Raw genomic sequence first — 24,392 nt, 5'->3', positions numbered from 1 at the left:
GGTATTTTAAGACTTATTAGCTAGTTTGTTAGTGTAGGATTGTTAACCAAGCCAGTAAATAAGATCAGCCCTGTATGTCTTTCTCTAATAGCAAACATAAACGGTCTATCGATTAAAACCGCTTGCTGCACGGAGGTAAAAGTTATTCCAACTGAAGTTACAGCAGCAGCTTCTGTTCCTTCTTCATTTACATCAAGGAATGTTTTATGTTTTACTTCACTGATTTTTAGTCCACCATTTGCATTTATTCTAGTAAAATCTGCATTATTACTAAATGCATTACTCATCCCTAAACCTGCCAATGTTTCGTTTAGGGTTTTTTCATAGCTAAATTTAAACTTGGGAATTTTTACAGAGGGACTCATGTTTGTGAGGCCACTCATCCATGTTTTCCATTTGTTTGCATCCAAATTTTCTATAACCTCATCTAAATGCATACCTGCTTTGGGCAATACGAGAACCATGCTATAAATATCGTTGCCATAAGGCAGTTCAAAAATGGCGGCATTTTGATCTGCCGTACCCCGCAAATCCATCCGGTCGCTATACATAAAATCGGCTTGAACCATATTTCCGTCAGCTAACTTAAAGTTTGCTTTGGCGGTCTTACTTTTGTCGAATGGATTTTTCCAGGCACTTTTAAAGTAAACGGCATTGATAAGATACATCACCATATTACTAGAAATCTCATTGATGATTGTCGGGATTTTTCCTTGGGTCTGATCATTTACCCAGCTGTTAATTGTGTTCTTGGCGGTCGGGCTTGCAAAATCCAGTGCCGATACCTTTGCATTGTAATTTGATTGATTGGTTTCTAAAAAACTAGGCAATACTGCAAAATCATTGCGATACCAAATAGAATTTGCGATATGCAGCTTTGCTCTAGAGTCCAATTCAGGTAGCGACTTGATAATTTTTTGGTAATAGCTATTGACTTCAGCTTCTGTAAAGTCCTTAAACTGCATGGCATTTCTAATGTCTGTTAGTGTTTGTCCATTACTTCCGTTGCTGGTCATGCCCAAGGCGATGCTTACACTTAGCGGAGATACCATCAGGTTTTTGCCTGCGGTTTCAGCGGCGGCAACCTGTTTAAGCATATTAAAGGTAAATTTATTATCAGCTTCTGCCTTTTGAAGTTCTTTAGCAGTGAGGTTAAGTACGCTAAATTTATCTTTTGGACGGTCCTTTTTGCAGGACGTTAAACAAATTACAAAAGCAATCAGCACAAATAGAGCATAGGTCTTCTTCATCGTTTTAAAATTTTAGGTTTAATACAAAAACGAGAAAATTTTAACGAGTGTGACATCGATAATTAATTAAATTCCCTGAGCGATGACAAAACCACTTGCCCAGGCCCATTGAAAGTTATAGCCCCCTAGCCAGCCGGTTACATCTACGCATTCGCCACCGAAATAAAGCCCTGGTATTTTTTTACATTCCATCGTTTTCGAAGAAATCTCGTTGGTATCTATACCTCCACGCATTACTTCTGCCTTGTCATACCCTTTGTCTCCCGCTGGCTTAACTTTAAAGAAGTGTATGGTGTTATTTATTAACTCAAGATCTATCTTGCTTAAATCGGCAACCGTTTTAGTTAATGGGAGAAATTTACCAAGCGCTTCTGTAAATTTTTTCGCGTAAAAGCGGTTTAATAAGGTCGACAAGAGGGTTTTACCATTCGAGCTTCGTTCTGTTTCTATATGCGCTAATATCTGCTGATTCGGTAATAAATCGATGTTAATGATGCTTCCCCTTCTCCAATAAGAAGAAATTTGAAGGATAGCCGGTCCGCTTAATCCCCAATGGGTAAATAGAATGTTTTCTTCAAAAGAAATTTCATCCGTGCTTACCTCACAAAAAATTGTATTTCCAGAAAGTTCGCTATACCAAGCTTCGTCTTTCCCCGTAATAGTTAATGGCACTAAGGCGGGTGCAGTTTCAATGATATTTAAGTGATGCTGACGCGCAAATTTTAGGGCAAAATCTGTTGCACCCATTTTAGGGATCGGTAAGCCTCCGCTGGTTACAATTAGCTTCGGAGCAGCAATAGTCTTCGCTTTATCGCCCACATGGTAGGTAACTTTAAACCCATCTTCTATGATGGCGATCTCTTTCGCATCAGCATTGCACCTAATCTCCTGGCCCATTTCGGCGCATAACGAAGTAAATATCTCTACAACTGCGGTAGCATTCTTCGACTCCGGAAATAACTGTCCTAAAGTTTTTTCTTTGCCAATAATGCCGTAGGTTTCAAAAAAATTAATGGTATCATCCACCGTCCATTGCGTAAATGCCGATTTTACAAAGTGTGGATTGGCAGAGATAAATTGTTCGGGCGTAGCCCATTGATTGGTATAGTTGCATCTCCCTCCCCCTGAAATCAAGATCTTTGCACCCGGTTTATGATTTCTTTCCAATAAAATAACCTTTTTTCCCAGGTAGCCTGCCTGTACTGCGCACATCAGTCCGCAAGCCCCCGCTCCAATAATTATCGCATCTGCCTCCATGAATTGGTTTATATTGTTATTTTTGTGCAAAATAAGCATAAAATTATATTCAATAATGGCAAAACAGATAAGTGAGCTGAAATTAGGCATATTAGGTGGTGGACAATTAGGAAGAATGCTAATTCAAGAGGCTATCAATTATAATTTAACAACCCTAGTTTTAGATCCCGACCCGGATGCTCCCTGCAAACACATTGCGAATAAATTTGAGTGTGGGTCGATTACAGACTTTGATACCGTATATAATTTCGGGAAAAAGGCCGATATCATTACAATCGAAATTGAAAAGGTCAACATTGAGGCATTAGAAGCTTTAGAGAAAGAGGGCAAATTGGTATTTCCTCAATCTAGGGTTATTCGATTAATCCAAGATAAGGGAGTTCAGAAGCAATTCTTTAAGGAAAACGATATTCCTACGGCTCCTTTTCAGTTAGTAAGTTCTAAAAACGACTTAAGTAATGGCAATTTCTCTTTCCCTTATATTTTAAAACAGCGAAAAGACGGTTATGATGGTAAAGGCGTTATGAAAATAAATAACCTTGCCGATGTAGATCATGCTTTCGAAAGTCCTTCATTAATTGAGGAACTCATAGATTTTGATAAAGAGATTGCGGTAATTGTAGCTCGAAATGCCAATGGGGATATGAAGACTTTCCCGATGGTTGAAATGGAGTTTAATGCAGAAGCCAACTTAGTGGAATTTTTAATTTCTCCATCCACCTATCCAGAGGATCTTCAAGATAAGGCAGACAAAATAGCCCTGAATATTGCCTCCGCATTAAATATTACCGGGATACTTGCCGTGGAGATGTTTGTAACCAGAGATGGAGATATTTTAGTCAACGAACTGGCACCCCGCCCTCACAATAGTGGTCACCAAACGATTGAAGGCAATTATGTATCTCAGTTTGAACAACATTTAAGAGCTATTTTTAATTTACCTTTGGGAGACACTCGGTCTATTAATAATGCGATTATGATTAACCTTTTAGGTGAAAAAGGCCATGATGGTTTAGCACGGTATGAGAATTTAGAGAAAGTAATGGGCATTGATGGTGTTTATATCCACTTATATGGAAAAAAATACACTAAGCCTTTCCGTAAAATGGGCCATGTAACCATTGTAGATCAGAACCGCGAAAAGGCAATAGAAAAAGCACGGTATGTGCAACACACGTTAAAGGTAGTGAGTTAATAATACAATCGTCATTGCGAGGTACGAAGCAATCTTAAAGCGCTATGCTTAAGCTGTAGTTGTAGGATTGCTTCGCACCTCGCAATGACACCCACATAGTTTATTACTTATCAAAGTTAAGATAAGACGAATTAGGAATAATGATTAATATGATATAACCTTTGCGGTTAAATATAAATAGACAAAAACAAAATGAGCAATAATCAAAAAAATCCTTTAGTAGGAATTATAATGGGCAGCAAATCTGATTTACCCATTATGCAAGACGCTGCTGACATCTGTAAAGAATTTGGTGTAGAATTTGAAATGACTGTTGTTTCGGCGCACCGCACACCAGAGCGTATGTTTACTTATGCTAAAGAGGCAGCCCATAGAGGCTTAAAAGTGATTATCGCAGGCGCCGGTGGGGCGGCACATTTACCTGGAATGGTTGCTTCCATTACTACCCTTCCTGTGATCGGGGTTCCGGTAAAATCCTCTAATTCTATCGATGGTTGGGATTCCATTCTTTCTATCCTACAAATGCCAAACGGGATCCCTGTCGCAACGGTTGCATTAAATGCCGCTAAAAACGCTGGGTTATTGGCTGTTCAAATTTTAGCTACAGCTGATGAGTCTTTAGCTATAAAAATACAGGCCTATAAAGACGAGTTGAGAAAAAAAGTAGAAGAAAGTGCGAATGATTTGATTTAACCAAAAGTTAATACCAGCTACTTATGCGCTTCGGGATTACGTAGAGATTGCTATATTGTTTCTATACCTATCCTATAGTTCGGCTATAGTTCCGCTATAGCTTTTCCATAGTGATTGTATAGTTGGAAGTATAGAAAAACTATGCAAATGGTATAGAAAGACTATAAAATATGCTTAAAAACAATGCAGCGCCAATATACTGGATATTTAGCGATTCCGAAGCACGGCCGAACACGACCGTTCAATACCTACATAAATTCCACATCCATTTCAGCGCTATTTTAAATCGATATAAGACATGATTTACTATTCAAGCCTATAAGTCAAACCGAAAAATAATAATATCTCAAATCGCTTTATTTTGCGTTATACAGCTTAACCTATTTTAGACTTTTTAAGTTGAATTAAATTTTCCTTATAATTAATTTTTTTATCAGTTTAACCTTGGATCGGTAGGAAAATTACTGATGTGCGCATATTTTGGCCCAAGATTTAGAATAACTTCCCGCCAAACCTCTTCCTCATCTTGCGAAAAAACCACGTCGGGGTGAAATTGAGCCGAAACGATCCAGGTATTTTCCTTTATTTCTTGCTCTAGTTGTGATCTGCCCCAGCCAGAATATCCCAAAAAAAACTTCACTTCACTTTCTTCGAGGTCATTGTTATTTACCAGAATTTTAAGGGTTTCGAAATTCCCTCCCCAGTAAACTCCATTTCCGATCTCCTCACCACTGTTTAATTTACCATAACAACGGTGTATAAAATGAATGGTATCCATTTCAACCGGACCACCTATAAAGACAGAGAAATTAGCTTCGGGTAATTCGGGCACTAAATCTTTTAACAAAAGGGCGCTGGGCTGATTTAAAATAAAACCGAGTGTCCCTTCTTCGTCATGTTCTGCCAATAGCACAACAGACCTTTTAAAGTTCGGGTCATTTAAAAAGGGTTCAGAAATTAACAATCGGCCGGTCGAGGGGGGTGTAATGCTTAACATTTATGAAATTTAAGCAACCTATCTCATTTTACCAAATCGACTTCGCAAGTCGGCTCTAAAACGCCGACTTGCGAAGTCGATAAATTTGAGAGCTTCATACAAAGCTGCAGGAAGCCGCAGAAAAAGCCTCATAAAGGAAAATAATTTAACCATTTTCTAAATTATGCTTCCTTTTACATAATTCTAACCGACTTCGTAAGTTGATTCCCGCATGCCGACTTGCGAAGTCGGTTTACTTACGAAGTATCAAAGTTAAATCCTATTTTTGTACATGGAGCTTACAAAAGAAATGTTACAAAATTTAAGGCAAGATTATCGTGCCGCCGAATTAACTGAAAAAGAAGTCGATAAAAACCCGATCAAGCAGTTCGAAAAATGGTTTAGTGATGCGCTAGCTGCAAAGCTATACGAACCCAATGTGATGACTTTAGCTACCGCCGATAAAACAGGAAGACCCAATGCGAGGATTGTATTATTAAAAGGTTTTGACGATCAAGGATTTAGCTTTTTTACAAATTACCTTAGCACCAAAGGGAAAGAACTTAAAAAAAACCCTCAAGCTTGTTTAGTTTTCTTTTGGGCTGAACTAGAACGCCAGGTTCGTATTGAAGGAAAGGTAGACAAACTAGACAAAGAGACTTCCGAAGCCTATTTCCATAGTCGCCCACAAGGTAGCCAAATCGGTGCGATTGCTTCGCCTCAAAGCCAGGTTATTAGCGACAGAACCGACCTAGAAATGAAAGTTGAAGAACTAACATCAATTTATCAAGATAAGATAATTCCAAAGCCCGCACATTGGGGTGGCTATATTGTTAAGCCAGTATCAATTGAATTTTGGCAAGGCAGATCAAGTCGTTTGCATGACCGGATTAAATATGATTTGGTTAATGGAAAATGGCAAATCAATAGATTGGCACCTTAAGTATTCTAACTTGATAATGATGTTTAAAAACGATTTCAGATTACTCGCGATTTTCTCCTAAATTTGCATTACTCAATATAAAATAGACTTTATGAAAATAGCGGTTGTCGGTTCAGGAACAATGGGAAATGGAATAGCTCATGCTTTTGCTCAACATGGATATGTGGTAAATCTAATAGATATCAATGCAGAATCCTTAGAAAAAGCACTTTTAACCATCACTAAAAATTTAGATCGCCAGGTTTCGAAAGGTGTAATCAATGAAGCTGAGAAGGAAAGCACGCTTGAAAACATCACAACCTTCACCCACTTAAGCGATGGCGTTGTAGATGCTGACCTTATTGTGGAAGCGGCGACCGAAAATTTAGCTTTAAAACTAAAGATTTTCAAAGATCTAGACCAATTTGCAAAACCAGCAGCAATCTTAGCGACTAATACCTCCTCTATTTCCATCACGCAAATTGCTTCGGTAACCAATCGCAGTCATCAGGTAATAGGAATGCACTTTATGAATCCCGTTCCGGTAATGAAATTAGTAGAAGTGATAAGGGGCTACGCTACGAGCGACCAAACCACTGAAACGGTGATGGATCTAAGCAAGAAACTAGCTAAAATTCCTGTTGAGGTGAATGATTATCCTGGTTTTATAGCTAATAGAATTTTGATGCCGATGATAAATGAAGCCATTTACAGTTTATACGAAGGTGTTGCAGGCGTGAACGAAATAGACCAAGTAATGAAACTTGGCATGGCACATCCGATGGGCCCCTTACAATTGGCTGATTTTATTGGTCTGGATGTTTGTTTGGCAATTTTAAAGGTTTTACAGGATGGTTTTGGCAATCCAAAGTATGCTCCATGCCCGTTATTGGTTAACATGGTAATGGCTGGCAAAAACGGCGTTAAAAGCGGCGAAGGATTTTATAATTACAGTAATGGCATGAAAGACTCGCCCGTAGCGAGGAAATTTTTAGGGAATAATTAAATATATAGTCACTAAGTACTCAAAAATGAACGAAAACCTCGACCCTTCCAATGAAAATTTAAGTCCTTTTGAGCGTGACATTGAAAAAGTGCTGCGTCCGCAGGCTTTTGAAGATTTTACGGGTCAGGAGAAGATCATGGAAAACCTTAAAATATTTGTAGGTGCGGCCAAGTTGCGAGGGGAAGCTTTAGATCATGTGCTACTTCACGGCCCTCCGGGTTTAGGAAAAACAACACTTTCGCATATTATTGCGAACGAAATGAGTGCAGGGATTAAAGTGACTTCCGGACCCGTGTTGGATAAACCAGGTGATTTAGCTGGCCTACTTACCAACTTAGAAGAAGGCGATATTCTATTTATTGATGAGATACACCGCTTAAGTCCGCTGGTAGAAGAATACCTATACTCGGCGATGGAGGACTTTAAAATTGACATTATGTTGGAAAGCGGACCAAATGCGCGGTCGGTTCAAATTAACCTCAATCCGTTTACCCTTGTTGGTGCAACAACACGATCGGGATTGTTAACCGCTCCATTAAGAGCCAGGTTTGGCATTAATGCCCGTCTGGCCTACTATGATGCCAAATTACTGACGACCATTGTACTGCGTTCTTCTGAAATATTAAAAACGCCAATAACAGATGAAGGCGCCTATGAAATTGCAAGAAGAAGCCGTGGAACTCCTCGTATTGCGAATGCCTTACTTCGAAGAACGAGGGATTTTGCTCAAATAAAAGGAAATGGAAGTATTGATACAGAAATTGCCCGTTATGCCTTAACCGCATTAAATGTAGATGAACATGGACTGGATGAAATGGATAATAAAATCCTTTTAGCGATTATCGATAAATTTAAAGGCGGACCGGTAGGCTTAAAAACGATTGCAACCGCCGTAGGTGAAGATGATGGAACTATTGAAGAAGTTTATGAGCCATTTTTAATTCAAGAAGGATACCTCATGCGAACGGCGCGTGGGCGTGAAGTAACCGAAGCAGCTTATAAACATTTGGGCCGAATTAAATTAGGTCAGACAGGAAACTTGTTCTAGCCCACTTAATTGGTTACATTATTCCTGAAATACACAAAATAAACAATCAATAATATAATAACAATGATTGGAATTATCCATTTCATAGCAGCACCCGCTCCTTTATTGTCGGGCTCATTAACCGTTGGGGCTGGACCAGGATTATCATTATGTGCTTCATAATCGGTTTCAACCGGAATTGGGGTCGGGTGCTTTTTGTTGTTATGGTTCGGCGTTGTAGTTTCCATAATAATGCGTATTAATTTCCCTAATAACATTTAAAGCATGGATTTGTTTTTGTCATAACGCTTATCTTTGCAGAGCATGCATTCCAAAACCACAAAATATAGTCAGCTAATTAAAGCCGAGGCACTACGACTTGGCTTCATGGCTTGTGGTATCTCCAAAGCAACATTTTTAGAAGAAGAGGCTCCACGACTAGAGCAATGGTTAAAAAACAACCACCATGGAGAAATGAGCTACATGGAAAATCACTTTGACAAGCGACTTGACCCAAGATTATTGGTGGAAGATGCGAAATCGGTGATTTCATTAACATTAAATTATTTTACAACAGAGAACCAGCTTGATCCATTAGCACCTAAAATCTCTAAATATGCCTATGGAGAAGACTATCATACGGTTATTAAAGAAAAACTAAAGGCATTACTAGCTTTTATAAATCAGGAAATTGGCGAAGTTGGAGGTCGCTGTTTTGTGGATTCAGCACCTGTTATGGATAAGGCCTGGGCACAAAAATCGGGTTTAGGTTGGCGGGGTAAAAATTCAAATCTTATTAGCAAAGAAACAGGGTCATTCTTTTTTTTGGCTGAACTAATCATCGATCTCGAGTTGGCATATGATTCGCCTTTTGTAGCCGACCATTGTGGTTCCTGCACCCGCTGTATTGATGCTTGCCCTACCGAAGCAATTGTTGCGCCATATACGGTTGATGGAAGCAAGTGCATCTCCTACCTTACTATTGAATTAAAGAATGAAATTCCAGTTACCTTTAAAGATAAAATGGAAAACTGGATGTTTGGTTGTGATATTTGCCAGGATGTTTGTCCCTGGAACCGTTTCGCCACTCCTCATCACGAAACTGCGTTCAACCCCCCAACTGAACTTTTAGCATTTAAAAAAGCTGATTTAATTGAAATGACCGACGAGGTCTTTAAGAGAGTTTTTAAGGGCTCAGCGGTTAAACGAACAAAGTTCACTGGATTAAAAAGAAATATTGATTTTCTAAATCGCCTATAACAACGGCCTGATTTATTGTATATATTTGAAATCAATTGATTTAAAAACATATGAAAATATTGTGGTTGGGCTTAATATTGCTATCTTTTTCTTCACTTACTTACGGTCAGGCCTTGCCCATCAAAAAAAGAAAAGCGACAGCGATCTTAAAAGACGAGTTCCTTAAGACCATACTTGATACCTCGCTGAATTTAGCGGATAGGGAAAACTTAATTCTAAAAGAAATCAAAAAAGGTAATATACCCAACTTTTTAAAAAAGCTAACTCGCATAGAACATGATTTAACGGTTGATGGTAAAAAACACAAAATTACTTTTTATACGCTGCCGGACTATCTATCAATTGGAAATGATGATGCTTTTATCTACATGCCGATGACGCCGATTTTAGCTCAAAAGGTGGCGACCTTATTAGATTGTTCCTTACCAACTAAGAAAATGGTCGATTTAATTTATGCCGAGGCTACGATTAAGTTGGCACCCGCCCCTATTGCACCTACAAAAGCTATGACTACCGTTCCAATTTTCGAAATTCATAATACCATCGTACAACAGCAACTTGCTCCTTATATACAATTACACCATGAAGGTGGCTTAACAGCCGGCAATAAAAAGGATGTCATCATTAGTAATAAGATTTATACGGAGAAAACCCCAAAAGTAGTTATTTATGGCTGGCATCAACTTAGCGGAAAAGCTATTCAGCCTGTATATAACAAACACACCAATACCTGGGCGGATTATAGTCACGGCATACGATTAATACAAAACAAGGTTTTAATTAATGGTAACAAAACCACTTTACAAAAAATATTACTTGATCCTAAGCTCCATTTATTGCTGAGCGATGAGGGCATAATCGCAAAGCCTAATTATCCAATAACCAATTACTAATTAACTATAAAGCTATTATCACTTCTGTTTTTGTCAGGAACATGCGTGCTTTTTAATACAACCTTATTTAGCCTTTTGGTAGTGTTGATCGAAGTGGTAAATAGCTTATCACCATTCTCCCAGATACCGATTGTATAGTGTTGGCTAGAAGTGGAACCATCTTCGTAAGTAAATGTTAAATCGACCGGCAACGGCTTATTGCTCTTATTTTCGATTTCAACCGAATAGCCTTCCTCAGTTTTCACCACATTCTTTATCGCCATATCTATCACACCCTCTTCAAAAAACCAGCGTTTCCAGAACCAATCCAGATTTTTACCTGCGCCTGCATTCATACTATTAAAGAAATCATATGGCATTGGGTGCTTGCCTTGCCAAGTATGGATATAATGATGCAATGCTTTTGTAAACAGCTCGTCGCCTAAATAGTCTTTCACAAATAAATAGCCAAAACCAGGTTTAGGATAGTTGTTTGTAAAAGTTCCCGCACCTTTTAATTCAGTAGTTAGCGTAACGATTGGCACATCGTCCTTTGTTCCAGATGAGCTTCCAGTTGGGGCTACACCATATTCATCCACAATCGTCGGATCAATCATGGGCGAAATTAGCCATTCTCCAATGGTTGCCCAGCCTTCATCCATCCAGGCGTACTTGGTTTCATTAGTTCCCATATAAAAGGGAAACATAGTATGAAAAATTTCATGGGTAGTAAGGGTAATAGCGTCTTCTTTACTGCTTACGGGATTATCATTGGCCATCATGGGATACTCCATCTGGTCTAACCCATCAAATACCGTTTCATGGTTATAGGGAAATGGCCATTTAGGAAAAACGTAACTCATGGCATGGACGGTTTGACGGGCGAAATCGATTACTTCCAGATAGTCTTTATGCTTTGGGTTAAAAACTGCGTCAACCCTAGTCCTTCGTCCAGTTTTGGGATCAACGATTAAGCTATTTGATTTCCATACATAATGGTTACTGGTGGCAAAGGCAAAGTCGACCACATTCTTGGCTTCGAACTTAAAGGTATTAAAATCTTTTTGTTGTGTAACCCTATTTTGGGCTAAATCAATACTATCAATTACATCGATCGTTTGATCGCTTTTTTCGGCGCGCTGGAGTTTCTGATTAACATCCTTTTGAAAAACTGAGGATGCATTTACTAAGTCTCCTGTAGCCCACACAGCATGATTTTTAGGTACTGTAATGGCAACTTTGAAATTGCAGAAATCATTATAAAATTCCTCTGAACCACTATAGGGAATTTTATTCCAACCATTAATATCGTCATACACCGCAATACGGGGAAAAAAATAGGCTACGAAATGGGCACCAGCATCCACTTCCCCGGTGCGAATATGAGATCCTTTATTTAAGACATAATGGTATTCAATTTTTATTTTTAAACGCCCACCACCATTTAACTCCGGGATGTCTACTTGCATATTTGTGCCGTCGACAATTAAACTGTTTAAAGGTTGTAGCTTGTTATTTACTATAAATGAAGTAATATTGACCCCTTCACCCTTATCGCGTTCGTTTATCTTTGACTTACCAATTACACCCTTCTTGTACAAATTTGGATAAAGTTTGAACCAGATTTCCTTAAGCTTATCAGGACTGTTATTAAAATATTCAATCTCAACGCTTCCCGAAACAAGCCTTGTAACGGGATTAAAATCAATCTTCACATCATAGTTTGCGGAATTCTGCCAGTAATTCTTTCCGGGCATTCCGCTCATATCTCTCGTTCCTTTTTGAAAAGCTTCTTTAAAAGATTCGAATACTGGCAACTGGGCCTGAGTATTCAAACAAATAAATATAGAGAGCAAAAGGACCTTGATCGATCTCATTGGTTATTTTCCGAACTTCATTTTTAATTGTTCCAACATATCAGTTGTGACAACTGCTGCTGGCTTTTCTGGTTGTCTCGGAGCCTTAAATACCGGCTTTTGTTGCTTAGCTTGTTTATTTTCTTCTTTCTTTTTAGACCATCTGCTCCAGATTTCGTCTAGTTTTTTCTTAGTATACAGCGGGAAATCGCCCTGCTTCATCCAAGCATAATAACTAGGCTCGGTATCAAAAATATGTTCAACCGTTTTACCTTTATGTTTACCAAAATTGATTACCTCTTCCCCATTTTCATTATACACCATTCTACCGGCAAAATCAACGGGGTTATGCAAGTTTGTAAACTGGTGCAGGGCATCGACATCATTCACTACGGGAACTGAGATTTTTCCTTGCTTATCTTCGAACTGGCGATCTTTGTAAAGGTCTAACTGTGCTAATAGTACGTGATAGGTTGCTTTGATATCTGCCTCAGCACTGTGTGCATTTACAATATCTTCTCCACAGTAGAACTTATAAGCCGCTTTTAAAGTACGTTGCTCCATTTGATGGAATATATTCTGCACGTCAACAAATTTTCTGTTAGCCATGTCAAAATCAATCCCTGCACGTAAAAATTCTTCCAAGAGCATTGGAATATCAAATTTATTCGAATTATATCCCGCTAAATCTGCATCTCCAATAAAATCAGCTATTTCTGTTGCCGCCATTTTAAAGGTTGGCGCTGCCACTACATCTTCATCGTAAATACCATGGATTAAAGAGGAAGCCAAAGGAATAGGCATTTCAGGGTTAATCCTCATCGTTTTAATTAGCTCAGTTCCATCAGGCATGGCTTTCAACATACCAATTTCAACAATACGATCTGATCCTACATTTATACCAGTTGCTTCAAGATCAAAGAACGCCAACGGGCGTTTTAAATTTAATTTCATTCTAAAATATATCGGTCTCTTCTAAAAAAACTAAGCTACGAAACTATATCCTTATTCCTTTATTTCTTGAGATAAGTTTTTGTATTTTCGCTGGGCAATACTATCAATTTAAATCCAGTTTTTACATTATTTGCCCAGTTAAATTCAAAAAAGTTTCTCTATGAAGTTTCCGCTCAGTCTTATCCTATGCACGATGTTAAGTTCGACTGTATTTTCTCAACAATTCGATTATGGTAAAATCAACTATGAAGATCAGCTAATCGATAGAAATACCATCGATAGCAGTGCAAACGCTGTGGTAATCCAAGAATATGGCACTTCAAGGATGTTTTTGAATGATGACGGTAGAATAAATTTATTATTCAAATATCATGTAAAACTGAAAATCTTTAATAAAGACGGCTTTAGGCATGCCAATATTGTAATCCCTGCCTACAAAGGCGAAAACCATGAAGAATATATCTCAGAAATAAGAGCCTCGACGTATAACTATAATGCAGGGGTTTTTGAGGAAACCATGATGGATAAAAAAGCCATATTTACCGAGCAAAGATCTAAATATATTGAATTAACAAAATTTACGCTTCCTAACCTTAAAGACGGTTCGATCATTGAATATAGTTATGAATTGCTCTCACCAAATATTTTCAATTATAAATCTTGGGATTTTCAAAGTGATATTCCCAAGATAAGCAGTGAATACCAGGTTAATATCCCAGCTGTTTATAACTACAATGTGGTTTTGAGGGGGCCATATAAATTAACTGATCAGAAAGTGGAACGTGATAATGAATGTATGCGGTTAATGGGAGCTAAAATTGACTGTTCCAAAATTTCATATATCATGAAAAAAATTCCCGCTTTTATAGAAGAGGATTTTATGACCGCTGCCAGCAATTTCAAATCGGCAGTTTATTTTGAACTATCTGATAGTCAACGTCCTGATGGCTCAAAACAAAGCTTTACTAAAACTTGGAAGGATGTAGATTATGAACTAAAATCAGCTAAAGAATTTGGCGGCCAAATGAAAAGAAAAGATCTTTATAAAGATATAATTCCTAATATCATTAAAGATTCTCCTACGGATTTGGCCAAAGCAAAGGCCATTTATGGCTATATCAAAAAACAACTTAAGTGGAATAACTATTACGGCATAAATACCGAGGGAAATTTGAAAGCTGTAATGGATAATAGAACTGGAAATGTAGCCGACCTTAATTTAAGTCTGATAGCTGCGCTTTCAGCTGCCGATCTAGATGCTGAAGCCGTTATTTTATCAACCAGGGAGAAAGGCTTAGTCAACAAGCTCTTCTCTGTAATTACAGAATTTAACTATGTGGTAGCAAAAGTAAATATTGGATCTGAGAGTTACCTGTTGGATGCTACAGAGCCATTGTTACCTTTTGGTTTATTGCCCTTAAGATGTATCAATGATCAAGGAAGAGTAATAAACTTAAAAAAACCATCCTACTGGATAGATTTAAAAGCTTCTCAAAAAAGTACAACAAGTTATATTTTAGCAGGTACATTGGGTAGAGATGGTAAAATAAAAGGTACTATTACTACTCATAGCTTGGGTTATGACGCTTTTATGAAACGTCAAGAAATAAAAAAATATAATTCTATAGCAGAATATGTAGAAAAATTGGATGAGAAAATGACCAATTTAAGTATTCAAAAAGAAGAAATATTAAATGTTGATAGCTTAGATAATATTTTAACAGAAAAATATGAAATTGAATTTTCTGTTCATGATTTAACAAATGCGGATCAGCTTTATCTAAATCCATTCTTTATAAACCGGATTTCTAAAAATCCTTTTAATCTAAGCGAAAGAACTTATCCGATAGATCTTGGTACAGCAAATGACGAAAGAATTGTCATTAACATTACTTTGCCAGAAAAGTACGAGTTACTAGAAAAGCCGAAAGATCTGGGAATCGCCTTACCAAACGGGGGCGGTAAATATGTGCTCCAAACTACCTTGAATAATGATATATTAACTATCACACAGCTAAAGCAATTGAGCAAATCAATTTATCAAGCTGAAGAATACCCTTATCTGAAAGAATTTTTCAATAAGATTATCCAAAATCAAAAAACTGATCTTTTATTAAAAAGAGCTAAATAAATGAAGCATACTATCTTATTTTTTGTTTACACCTTGATTAGGGTTGTTTGTTATGCTCAAAATGACTACAATACAGAGCTTATCCCGTCATCCTTATTAAGTAGAGCAAACGCAACCATTCGAAGTGAAGAAACAGTAGTTGATATGCGTGCTGCCGACAACGTGATCTATGCGGTAAAACAGGTAATTACTGTTTTAAATAAGAATGGCGAAAGCAATGCCGGCCTGGTTCTTTTTTATGACAAAAGCACAATTATAAAAAGCGTAAAAGGAGAAATATATAATGCTTTCGGTAAGTTACATGCCAAATTTTCACAAAATGATTTTATCGATGAAAGTGCGGTACAAAATTTCTCGCTCTTTGAAGATAATAGGATAAAACGCTTTTCACCAAGCATGAACACCTATCCATATACGGTAGTTTATCAATACGAAGTACGTTTTAAGCAGAATTTAATCATTCCAACTTGGTACCCTAAGCCAGCTGATGATGTTTCGGTAGAAAAAAGTACCTACAGCTTTATTTGTAAGCCAGCTGATAAATTTCGCGTGAAATCTAAAAATTTGCTACAACAACCGGTAGAAAGCATTAATGAGAAAGAAAAAAGAATAACCTGGACAGTACGTAATTTGCCCGGTATTAAATCCGAGCCCTACAGTCCACATAGAGAAATGTATGAACCTTTTGTGAAGATTGCACCTGAAGATTTTACCTATTACAATCGCCAATCAAATTACACCAACTGGCAAGAGCTCGGGAAGTGGATTTATGACGACCTCTTAAAAGACAGGGCAACTTTGCCTGCTACAACCTTAGCAGTAATCCAAAATTTGGTAAAGGAGGAAAAGACCGCCCAGGGCAAAGTCCGTAAAATTTATCAATATCTGCAAGATAAAACCCGGTATATCAGCGTTCAAATAGGCATAGGAGGTTTTCGGCCAATTAGTGCCAGTGAGGTTGATCGGCTTGGATATGGCGACTGCAAAGCCTTGGTAAATTATATGCAAAGTTTATTAAAAGCAGCCGACATTGTTTCATATTATTGTGTGGTAAATGCGGGTGATGAAAAAAGAAGTCTTGATCCCTCTTTTGCAAGCATGAATCAGGCCAATCATGTAATTTTATGCGTACCGCTTGCAGGAGATACTACTTGGTTAGAATGTACAAGTCAGAAAATTCCATATGGCTTTTTGAGCAATTTTACCGACGACAGAATAGTATTGGCGTGTACCCCATCGGGTGGAAAATTATTACGTACACCTAAGTATACAGCGCAACAGAATCTCCAAAAGCGTACTGCAAATTTTGTACTTAACAAGAATGGAAATATCAATGGTGAGGTAAATACAGTTTTTCAGGGCACACAATATGATCATCATGACCATATTGTTGATAAAACACCCAGTGAGCAGGAAAAATTCTTAAAAAAGGTCTATCCAATCAATAATGTAAATTTTGACAAAATCACTTATACCGAAAATAAAGATAAGTTTCCAGAATTATTAGAGAATTTAGCCATGAGTGTAAATGGTTACGGCGCAATAAATAATAACAAACTATTCCTTCCGATCAATCCCTTTCAAATGAAAATCCCAATTGCCGAGGTTCGAAACAGGCTGATGCCTCTGCATTTAAATAGAGGTTATACAGATGAAGATAATTTTACTTATACGCTTACTGAAGACTTAAAACCAGTTTTAGAACCATTAAATAAATCATTACAAAACCAATTTGGCAGTTACGTGGCGACAACAACCTTGAAAGACAATGTACTGACATATTATCGCAAGTTTGTTTTAAATGAAGGCACGTTCACAGCAGCAAGCTATGTTGATTTCGTAACATTTATCAATGAGGTAAACACAGCCGAGCAACAAAGATGTGTGCTTAACTTAAAATAATGATGCCTAAACCAATGCCAATAATCATGATAAGATACATGAGAATTTCTGTGGTTGCAAACTGCTTATATTTCGTCCAGAATGAGTCTTTTTCTTGCAAGTGATGGAGGTTTATTTGATTAGTTTATTTACTTGTTCCTCTACAAACTTATGCTTTGGCTGTTTTTTAGCGTCAAGTTCATCGTCAATATCTCCTTTATAAACGATTAAAAATCCGTTTGCTTTCTTTTGTAATACAAAAGCAGTAGGAGTTTTTTGAACACCCAATAAGGTAGTATATTTAAATTTTGAATCAGACAAATAAGGGAAAGTAAAACCTTCATTCTTGGCTAGTTTATTCATTTCCGCCAGCGCGTCTAAAGGATATTCATTGGGATAATCTCCATATGGTCCAATTGCGACTACCGGGTATCCTTTACCTTTATACTTTTGATCAAGTGCTATCACCCGCTTTTCGTAGGCTCTGCAATGATCACAACTTGGAGTCATAAACACCACGATAAAGCCTTTGGCAGTTTTTTGAGCCTTAAAATCATAAGTACCTCCATTTGTATTTTTCAACAAAATATTGGAGATCGTATTCCCAGGCCTTAAAGCCACCGACTGGGCATTAAGCGCCATCGAAAACCCGATACAAAGTGAGAGTGAAAATAGTATTTTACGCATTTTTCTTATTTTAAGGTTCCTGTTTTTACAATAGCTTTTTGATACACTGGCATGGTTAAATCATCTACAACAACACCTCTGGTAGTGGAGGCATGCACAAAAAAATCATCATTTAAGTAAACGCCAACATGGTCGACTTCATTGCCACCAAACGAGAAAAAAATTAAATCACCTTCTTTCAGGTTACGTTTATCTTTTTGGTTAATGACCTCTGCTTGATCCTTCGATCTTCGTGGTAAAGTTACACCATAAATATCTCTTTCTAAAATTAAAGCAAAACCTGAACAATCGATACCATTTTTATCCATTCCACCCAACCTGTATTTTACCCCTGTCCACGCTGTAATAAAACGATACAGCTCTTTGCTCTTTAAATTTGCCATCGCATCTGCGGCTCGTGCTGCTTTTGTGGTAGAGACGGTATTTTTCCGAGTCCCGCAGGCCGACAACGTTACGATAATGAAAAAAAATAACAGTTGCTTTCTCATCTCAAATTTTACGTCTTAATCAATCGTTGTATTTCGTCAAGCTTTAACAATGCCTCCACTGGAGTTAATAGATTTACATCAAGGTTGTTAAGTGTATCTCGTATCTTGACTAAAACCGGATCATCAACGGCAAACATCTGCAATTGATAAGCCTGGTTCTGCACCTTTTTAATACTGTCTTTAATGCTTTGACCTTCGGTTCTATCTATTTCTAGGCGTTTTAATATTTCATTGGCTCTATTGATTAATTTAGCAGGCATGCCGGCCATTTTCGCCACGTGGATACCGAAACTATGTTCACTTCCTCCTGGAACTAACTTGCGCAAGAAAATAACCTTATTCGACATTTCTTTAATCGTAACATTAAAATTTTTGATACGACCCATGGTATTCTCTAATTCATTAAGTTCATGATAATGCGTAGCGAAAAGAGTTTTTGGACGTGCTGTTGGATGTTCATGCAGGAACTCCGCTATAGCCCAGGCAATGGAAATACCGTCATAAGTACTTGTACCTCTACCTATTTCATCCAACAAAATCAAACTCCGATCAGAAATATTGTTCAAAATACTTGCAGTCTCATTCATTTCTACCATGAATGTACTCTCACCGCTCGACAAATTATCGGATGCACCTACCCTGGTAAATATTTTATCGACAACGCCTATTTTAGCAGCTTTTGCAGGAACAAAACAACCCATTTGTGCCATGAGTACGATCAAGGCTGTTTGCCTTAAAATAGCCGATTTACCCGACATATTCGGCCCGGTAATAATGATGATCTGCTGGGTATCATTATCCAAAAATACATCATTGGTAATGTATTCTTCACCCGTAGGCAATTGCTTTTCGATAACAGGATGGCGTCCACCTTTAATATCTAAATCCTTTTTTGTGTTTAATTCAGGCTTTACATAGTGGTTGCTAACCGCTAGCTGCGCAAAGCAAAGTAATACATCCAATTGCGCAATTAAATAAGCATTTAGCTGAATTGGTTTAATGTATTGCGCAACTTGATACAATAGTTCGTTATACAAACGAACTTCTATTGCATGGATTTTTTCTTCGGCACCTAAAATCTGCTCTTCGTATTCTTTTAATTCAGGGGTAATATATCGTTCGGCATTTACGAGTGTTTGTTTTCTGATCCAGCTTTCAGGAACCTTGTCCTTATGGGTATGTGTAACTTCTAAATAGTAACCAAAAACATTATTAAATGAAATTTTTAAGGAGGGAATACCTGTACTACCAGCTTCTCTTTTCTGGATCTCGACTAAATATTCTTTTCCGCCAAAAGCTATTTTCCTTAACCGATCTAATTCATCGTCAATTCCATCAGCGATCACATTGCCTTTAATTAATAATGCAGGTGGATCATGTTGCAATTCTCTTTCGAGCTTCTCCCTAATACTTAAACAGGGATTTAACTGATCAGCCATTACGGTTAAAAAGGGATCCTTTGTGAGATGTGCAATCTTTTTAACTTCTTCAATATGATACAATGCGCGCTTAAGCTGGCAAAGCTCACGTGGTCCGGCTTTCTGCAGACCAACTTTAGATATCAGGCGTTCCAAATCACCAATCGGTTTAATATGAGTTAAGAATTCTTGCAACAACTCCTCATGTTTTACCAGATATTCTATCATCCCTAAGCGCTCTTGAATGGGCTTTAGTTCTTTCAATGGCATAATAATCCACTTATGTAGCATTCTGGCACCCATTGGGGTACTGGTCTGATCTAACACATTGAATAAGGTAACAGCATTATCATTCGGTGAGCTTACCAGCTCAAGATTGCGAATAGTGAACCGATCCAGCCACATGTAACGATCCTCTTCAATCCTGGAAATAGCGGTTATATGCTGCAGATTGCGATGCTCCGTTTCGCCCAAATAATAAAGTACTACACCTGCCGCTACAATCCCGGATTGTAATTTATCAACTCCAAAACCTTTTAATGAATTAACCTCAAAATGTTTGGTTAAAATCTCCGTTGAATAATCATTGGTGAAAGCCCAATCATCGATATGAAAAGTATAAAATTTATCCCCAAAAGTTGATAGGAACTCCTGCCGCTTACTTTTCTGAAAAACAACCTCCGTAGGTCTAAAACCTTGTAAAAGCTTATCAATGTATTCTGCACTACCTTGTGCAACCAAGAATTCGCCGGTAGAAATATCGCAAAACGAAACTCCGATAGTCTGCTTATCAAAATAAACTGCAGCTAAATAATTATTGGATTTTTGACTTAGTATGTTGTCATTATAGGCGACACCAGGCGTAACCAATTCTGTCACACCACGCTTCACAATACTTTTGGTAAGCTTAGGATCTTCTAACTGATCGCAAATAGCTACTCTTTGTCCGGCTCTAACTAATTTAGAAAGATAATTTTCCAGCGAATGATGTGGAAAACCTGCAAGTTCTAAAGCTCCATTGGGACCGGTTCCCCTTTTAGTTAAAACAATTCCTAAAATTTGGGAAGTTTTAATGGCATCTTCACCAAAGGTTTCGTAAAAATCGCCCACTCTAAATAACAATAAGGCACCAGGATACTTGGTTTTAATGGTGTTATATTGTTGCATTAATGGAGTTACCTTTTCTGTTGCTTTAGCCAAAATTTTATGCGGTTACGTAAGCCGTAAATATACAACGTTGCCTGTTAGTGATAAAGTTTTTGTGGAGAAATTAAAATATTGTGGAGAGCTTTAGGATAGGTGCCTAGTTATTTTCTCTATTATTTATAGCCCAATTAGCCATGGCCTCCATTACAGGTGTTAAATTTATTCCCGCTTGGGTAAGTTTATAGGTTACATGTGGCGGGACTACAGCTGTCGCCGTTCTAAGCACTAAGTTATCCTCTTGCAATTGTTTTAAATGCTGTATAAGCATCTTCTCGGTTATTGTTGGAATAGCCTTCCGTAATTCGCTATATCGCTTAGGGCCTTCAATTAACTGGAAAAGTATAATCGGCTTCCAATAACCGCCCAATTTATTCATTACGTAGCTTACAGGGCACCATCCAGCAGTTAATTGCTTATTTTCATTACGCGTAGAGTTTTCTTTAATCTTGGTCATAATACATACTTTAGGGTAAGTACTTGTATAAAAGTAAGTACAAATATACCTTTGTCCAAACAACATTTAAAATAAAAAAATATGAATATTACAATCACCGGATCATTAGGAAATATTAGTAAGCCACTGGCGCAGAAATTAGTGAATGCAGGTTATGCTGTCACAGTAGTGAGTAGCAATGAAGCCACCGCAAGTAACATAAAAGCGTTAGGGGCTATCCCTGCTATAGGATCAGTAGAGGATATTGCTTTTCTAACAGCAGCATTCAAACAAGCAGATCTAGTTTACACGATGACCCCTAATAATTTTGGAACAGCAGATCAAAGAGCGTATATGGTAAATGTAGGTGAAAGCTATGCTAAAGCTATCAAATTGGCTGGTGTTAAAAACATCATTAATTTGAGTAGCATAGGCGCACATTTACCAGAAGAAACAGGCCCGATTAAAGGATTGCATGATGTAGAACAGATTTTAAATAGGTTAGATAACGTTAACGTCAAGCATTTGAGAGCGGGCTTCTTTTATACCAACTTTTACAACGATATCCCCTTAATTAAGAACGTAGGGTTTACTGGCTCAAATTACAGTGACGAAACTGAAATGATACTCGTACATCCAATTGATATTGCTACGGAAATTACCAATCAAATCGAATTCGGTTTCGAAGGAAAAAGTTTCGAATATGTTTATAGTGAAAAACAAACAGCAGCAGCAGTAGCCTCAATTTTAGGAAAAGCAATCAATAATCCCAACTTAGCCTGGATACAATTTACTAATGAGGAGTTATTTGCGGGAATGCTACAGGCAGGCTTACCAGAACCGGTTGCCAAAAACTATGTAGAAATGGGCATCGCCATGGGTAAAGGACTATTGAGCGATGATTTTAATCTTCATAAACCAAAAGCTGGTGCTACAAAATTAATCGAGTTTGCGAAAGAGTTCGCAACAAGGTTTGCGGAATAGCTTTTTTTTTTAAAATAGGTGTTTAAGTGTGTTTGTTTTTCAACACACTGAGCACTTGTAATTTATAGTTTGTACCGATCGGGATTTCTTTATTTCCTATTTCAATGTCATTCGTTGTGAATGCACTTATTTTTCTTGGATTAACGATAAATGACCTATGAATACGAAGGAAATTAAAAGGTATTAACTCTTTCTCTATATCACTAATTTTGTATTTGGCATTGATTTGCTGTTGAATACAATGGATAATTACGTAATCTCTTAGGCTCTCAATGTATAAAATATCTTCCGCATACACTTTATGAAACTTCACGCCACTTTTTATATAGATAAATTGATTTATGCTAGTCGGGATTCCGGGATTTTCCAGACTTTGTACCGTTCTGAGGTACCTGTCTATTGCTTTGAAAAATCGATCAAAAGTAATCGGTTTTAAAAGATAATCTACGATATCCAGATCATAACCATCTAATGCAAACTCTCTGTACGCTGTTGTTATAATTACGGAAGGTGGATTTTTTAAGGTTTTTAAAAAATCAATCCCCGTAAGTTGAGGCATTTTAATATCTAGAAATATTAAATCCACCTGTGCAATCCTCAGCACTTCCAATGCTTTTACAGCATTACTGCAACTACCTACCACTTCGAAAAGAGCTAACTGTTCTAAATGGTTCTTAATTAGCTCGATGGCTAATGGTTCATCATCTACTAAAAGACATTTTACTTTCATCAATAGATTTGGCTTTTGTGGTTTCTTGGTTATCCAAGGTTATAGTTAATAAAGTTACAAAGGTCCCTTCCTTAATGGAGGTAATGAGCTCATGGTTTCCTGGATAAATTATCTCTAATTGTTTACGAATGTTGGTCAGGCCTATTTTATCATATTGCTCAATTTCTTCCCTAAAAATAAACGTATTTGTTACTTTGAAATAAAATTTAGTACCCTCTAACCTAAGATCGATATCGATTACTGGCCTGCCTATGTCTTCCCCAGCGCCGTGTTTAAATGCATTTTCCACAATGGATAGTAAAATTAATGGAGCAATTTCTGATTCTTCCTCAATGTTGTGATGGAAATTAACAACTAGACGATCACTATATCTCAACTTCTCGAGGTCGATATAATTAATAAGTAAATTAATTTCTGATGATATGGAAACATAGGTACTATTGCAACGATAAAGTACGTGATCTAAAATTTGTGAAAGCCCAGCAATAGATTTTGAAGTTACTGGAGAATTAACTAAAGATAATGAATAAATATTATTAAGTGTATTGAATAAGAAATGAGGATTAAGCTGTGCTTTCAAAATATTCAATTCTGCCTCTGTTTTTTCCTTTTCTAACAAAAGCGTACGTTGCTTGATAGCATATTGATCTTTCATTAATTTGATAAAACCAAAGATCCAGGCCAGGGAAAAATTCTGCAGAAAATACACGTTAATCAGGGTATGCATATCCGTTAAAATTTGTAATATGGGTTCTTGATCAAACGGTGGGTTTCTCACAATAGGCTCCAGTACATACACCACCGTAATCCGTAAAATGGCACTAATTATATAAGCGCCGACTATGAAATAAACTGTAGCTAAAAAATAATTCTCCCCTTTCAATAACATGGGAATAATAAAATAGGCAACAAAATACGAGGCCATCATATAAAAAAACACATAGAACATGTTCTCTATTAACATATTCCTGAAACTAGTTCCTGCTTCCCACTGGGGAACAATAAACACCACTAACCAGAACAACAAATGGCTAGAAAACCGATAAATGGAACTAAAGCGTATTATTTTATTAAAGATCGACATCTTTTCAAAGATAACATTCGTTTGAATTACTCATTGTAAATGTCGACGAATACCACAAAAAAACTGCTGAATACAGCAGAAA

At 37.3% G+C, this 24,392-nt stretch carries 22 protein-coding genes; 10 read left to right on the top strand and 12 right to left on the bottom strand.

Annotation, left to right across the window (positions count from 1 at the left end):
* Positions 1 to 20: 20 nt before the first annotated feature.
* Both BM207_RS08485 and BM207_RS08480 read right to left on the bottom strand, forming a co-directional pair.
* On the bottom strand, positions 21 to 1,250 hold the full coding sequence (locus BM207_RS08485; RefSeq protein ID WP_090993146.1) for a serpin family protein: 1,230 nt from the start codon (positions 1,248 to 1,250) through the stop codon (positions 21 to 23).
* Positions 1,251 to 1,316: 66 nt separating this feature from the next.
* Positions 1,317 to 2,546 (bottom strand): BaiN/RdsA family NAD(P)/FAD-dependent oxidoreductase, encoded by a 1,230-nt coding sequence (locus tag BM207_RS08480; RefSeq protein WP_245768059.1) that lies wholly within the window; start codon positions 2,544 to 2,546, stop codon positions 1,317 to 1,319.
* A gap of 16 nt (positions 2,547 to 2,562) precedes the next feature.
* Between BM207_RS08480 and BM207_RS08475 the strand changes: the two genes are divergently transcribed.
* Together BM207_RS08475 and purE are read left to right on the top strand one after the other, a co-directional pair.
* On the top strand, positions 2,563 to 3,702 hold the full coding sequence (locus tag BM207_RS08475; protein WP_090993145.1) for a 5-(carboxyamino)imidazole ribonucleotide synthase: 1,140 nt from the start codon (positions 2,563 to 2,565) through the stop codon (positions 3,700 to 3,702).
* Positions 3,703 to 3,894: 192 nt separating this feature from the next.
* The gene (purE, locus tag BM207_RS08470) at positions 3,895 to 4,395 is read left to right on the top strand and encodes a 5-(carboxyamino)imidazole ribonucleotide mutase (RefSeq protein WP_090993144.1); all 501 of its coding nucleotides are present in this window, start codon (positions 3,895 to 3,897) and stop codon (positions 4,393 to 4,395) included.
* 433 nt (positions 4,396 to 4,828) lie between these two features.
* Here the strand turns inward: purE and BM207_RS08465 are convergent, their stop codons facing one another.
* The gene (locus BM207_RS08465) at positions 4,829 to 5,392 is read right to left on the bottom strand and encodes a YqgE/AlgH family protein (RefSeq protein ID WP_090993143.1); all 564 of its coding nucleotides are present in this window, start codon (positions 5,390 to 5,392) and stop codon (positions 4,829 to 4,831) included.
* Positions 5,393 to 5,663: 271 nt separating this feature from the next.
* On the opposite strand from BM207_RS08465, the gene pdxH reads away from it, so the two are divergent.
* From pdxH to ruvB, 3 genes are all read left to right on the top strand, one after another.
* Complete coding sequence (pdxH, locus tag BM207_RS08460; RefSeq protein ID WP_090993142.1) at positions 5,664 to 6,314, top strand: pyridoxamine 5'-phosphate oxidase; 651 nt, start codon at positions 5,664 to 5,666, stop codon at positions 6,312 to 6,314.
* A 91-nt stretch (positions 6,315 to 6,405) separates the two neighbouring features.
* Positions 6,406 to 7,299 carry a 3-hydroxyacyl-CoA dehydrogenase family protein gene (locus tag BM207_RS08455; RefSeq protein ID WP_090993141.1) on the top strand — a complete coding sequence of 298 codons (894 nt, stop codon included), beginning with the start codon at positions 6,406 to 6,408 and terminating at the stop codon, positions 7,297 to 7,299.
* Positions 7,300 to 7,324: 25 nt separating this feature from the next.
* On the top strand, positions 7,325 to 8,347 hold the full coding sequence (gene ruvB, locus BM207_RS08450) for a Holliday junction branch migration DNA helicase RuvB (protein WP_090993140.1): 1,023 nt from the start codon (positions 7,325 to 7,327) through the stop codon (positions 8,345 to 8,347).
* 5 nt (positions 8,348 to 8,352) lie between these two features.
* Here the strand turns inward: ruvB and BM207_RS08445 are convergent, their stop codons facing one another.
* The gene (locus BM207_RS08445; RefSeq protein WP_090993139.1) at positions 8,353 to 8,574 is read right to left on the bottom strand and encodes a hypothetical protein; all 222 of its coding nucleotides are present in this window, start codon (positions 8,572 to 8,574) and stop codon (positions 8,353 to 8,355) included.
* Between the two features lie 76 nt (positions 8,575 to 8,650).
* Between BM207_RS08445 and queG the strand changes: the two genes are divergently transcribed.
* A complete protein-coding gene (queG, locus tag BM207_RS08440) occupies positions 8,651 to 9,586 on the top strand; it encodes a tRNA epoxyqueuosine(34) reductase QueG (RefSeq protein WP_090993138.1) in 936 nt (311 codons plus the stop codon).
* A gap of 50 nt (positions 9,587 to 9,636) precedes the next feature.
* Complete coding sequence (locus BM207_RS08435) at positions 9,637 to 10,479, top strand: hypothetical protein (protein ID WP_090993137.1); 843 nt, start codon at positions 9,637 to 9,639, stop codon at positions 10,477 to 10,479.
* Here the strand turns inward: BM207_RS08435 and BM207_RS08430 are convergent.
* A complete protein-coding gene (locus BM207_RS08430; protein WP_090993136.1) occupies positions 10,476 to 12,335 on the bottom strand; it encodes a M1 family metallopeptidase in 1,860 nt (619 codons plus the stop codon). The two genes, BM207_RS08435 and BM207_RS08430, sit on opposite strands and share 4 nt — an antisense overlap.
* Positions 12,336 to 12,338: 3 nt before the next feature.
* Positions 12,339 to 13,268: a 3'-5' exonuclease gene (locus BM207_RS08425; protein ID WP_090993135.1), complete on the bottom strand. Its 930-nt coding sequence runs from the start codon at positions 13,266 to 13,268 to the stop codon at positions 12,339 to 12,341.
* Positions 13,269 to 13,428: 160 nt separating this feature from the next.
* On the opposite strand from BM207_RS08425, the gene BM207_RS08420 reads away from it, so the two are divergent.
* Both BM207_RS08420 and BM207_RS08415 read left to right on the top strand, forming a co-directional pair.
* Entirely contained in the window at positions 13,429 to 15,399 is a 1,971-nt protein-coding gene (locus tag BM207_RS08420) for a DUF3857 domain-containing protein (protein ID WP_090993134.1), read from the top strand.
* Positions 15,400 to 17,301 carry a DUF3857 domain-containing protein gene (locus tag BM207_RS08415; protein ID WP_090993133.1) on the top strand — a complete coding sequence of 634 codons (1,902 nt, stop codon included), beginning with the start codon at positions 15,400 to 15,402 and terminating at the stop codon, positions 17,299 to 17,301.
* A gap of 111 nt (positions 17,302 to 17,412) precedes the next feature.
* Here the strand turns inward: BM207_RS08415 and BM207_RS08410 are convergent, their stop codons facing one another.
* From BM207_RS08410 to BM207_RS08395, 4 genes are all read right to left on the bottom strand, one after another.
* Entirely contained in the window at positions 17,413 to 17,967 is a 555-nt protein-coding gene (locus BM207_RS08410) for a redoxin domain-containing protein (protein ID WP_090993132.1), read from the bottom strand.
* A gap of 5 nt (positions 17,968 to 17,972) precedes the next feature.
* Complete coding sequence (locus BM207_RS08405) at positions 17,973 to 18,455, bottom strand: C40 family peptidase (protein ID WP_090993131.1); 483 nt, start codon at positions 18,453 to 18,455, stop codon at positions 17,973 to 17,975.
* 8 nt (positions 18,456 to 18,463) lie between these two features.
* Positions 18,464 to 21,073, bottom strand: coding sequence for a DNA mismatch repair protein MutS (gene mutS / locus BM207_RS08400; RefSeq protein WP_090993130.1), 2,610 nt, complete (start codon positions 21,071 to 21,073; stop codon positions 18,464 to 18,466).
* Between the two features lie 103 nt (positions 21,074 to 21,176).
* Positions 21,177 to 21,533, bottom strand: coding sequence for a winged helix-turn-helix transcriptional regulator (locus BM207_RS08395; RefSeq protein WP_090993129.1), 357 nt, complete (start codon positions 21,531 to 21,533; stop codon positions 21,177 to 21,179).
* A gap of 81 nt (positions 21,534 to 21,614) precedes the next feature.
* On the opposite strand from BM207_RS08395, the gene BM207_RS08390 reads away from it, so the two are divergent.
* Positions 21,615 to 22,496 carry an NmrA family NAD(P)-binding protein gene (locus BM207_RS08390; RefSeq protein WP_090993128.1) on the top strand — a complete coding sequence of 294 codons (882 nt, stop codon included), beginning with the start codon at positions 21,615 to 21,617 and terminating at the stop codon, positions 22,494 to 22,496.
* Between the two features lie 22 nt (positions 22,497 to 22,518).
* On the opposite strand, the gene BM207_RS08385 is transcribed toward BM207_RS08390, so the two are convergent.
* Together BM207_RS08385 and BM207_RS08380 are read right to left on the bottom strand one after the other, a co-directional pair.
* Complete coding sequence (locus tag BM207_RS08385; RefSeq protein ID WP_090993127.1) at positions 22,519 to 23,226, bottom strand: LytR/AlgR family response regulator transcription factor; 708 nt, start codon at positions 23,224 to 23,226, stop codon at positions 22,519 to 22,521.
* Positions 23,198 to 24,310, bottom strand: coding sequence for a sensor histidine kinase (locus BM207_RS08380; RefSeq protein WP_090993126.1), 1,113 nt, complete (start codon positions 24,308 to 24,310; stop codon positions 23,198 to 23,200). The genes BM207_RS08385 and BM207_RS08380 overlap by 29 nt, the downstream gene beginning before the upstream one ends.
* Positions 24,311 to 24,392 lie beyond the last annotated feature (82 nt).

This window comes from Pedobacter insulae, assembly GCF_900113525.1.
Lineage (GTDB): Bacteria > Bacteroidota > Bacteroidia > Sphingobacteriales > Sphingobacteriaceae > Pedobacter > Pedobacter insulae.
The sequence above is the reverse complement of the archived record's forward strand: the minus strand, read 5'-3'. Positions and strand labels throughout refer to the sequence as shown.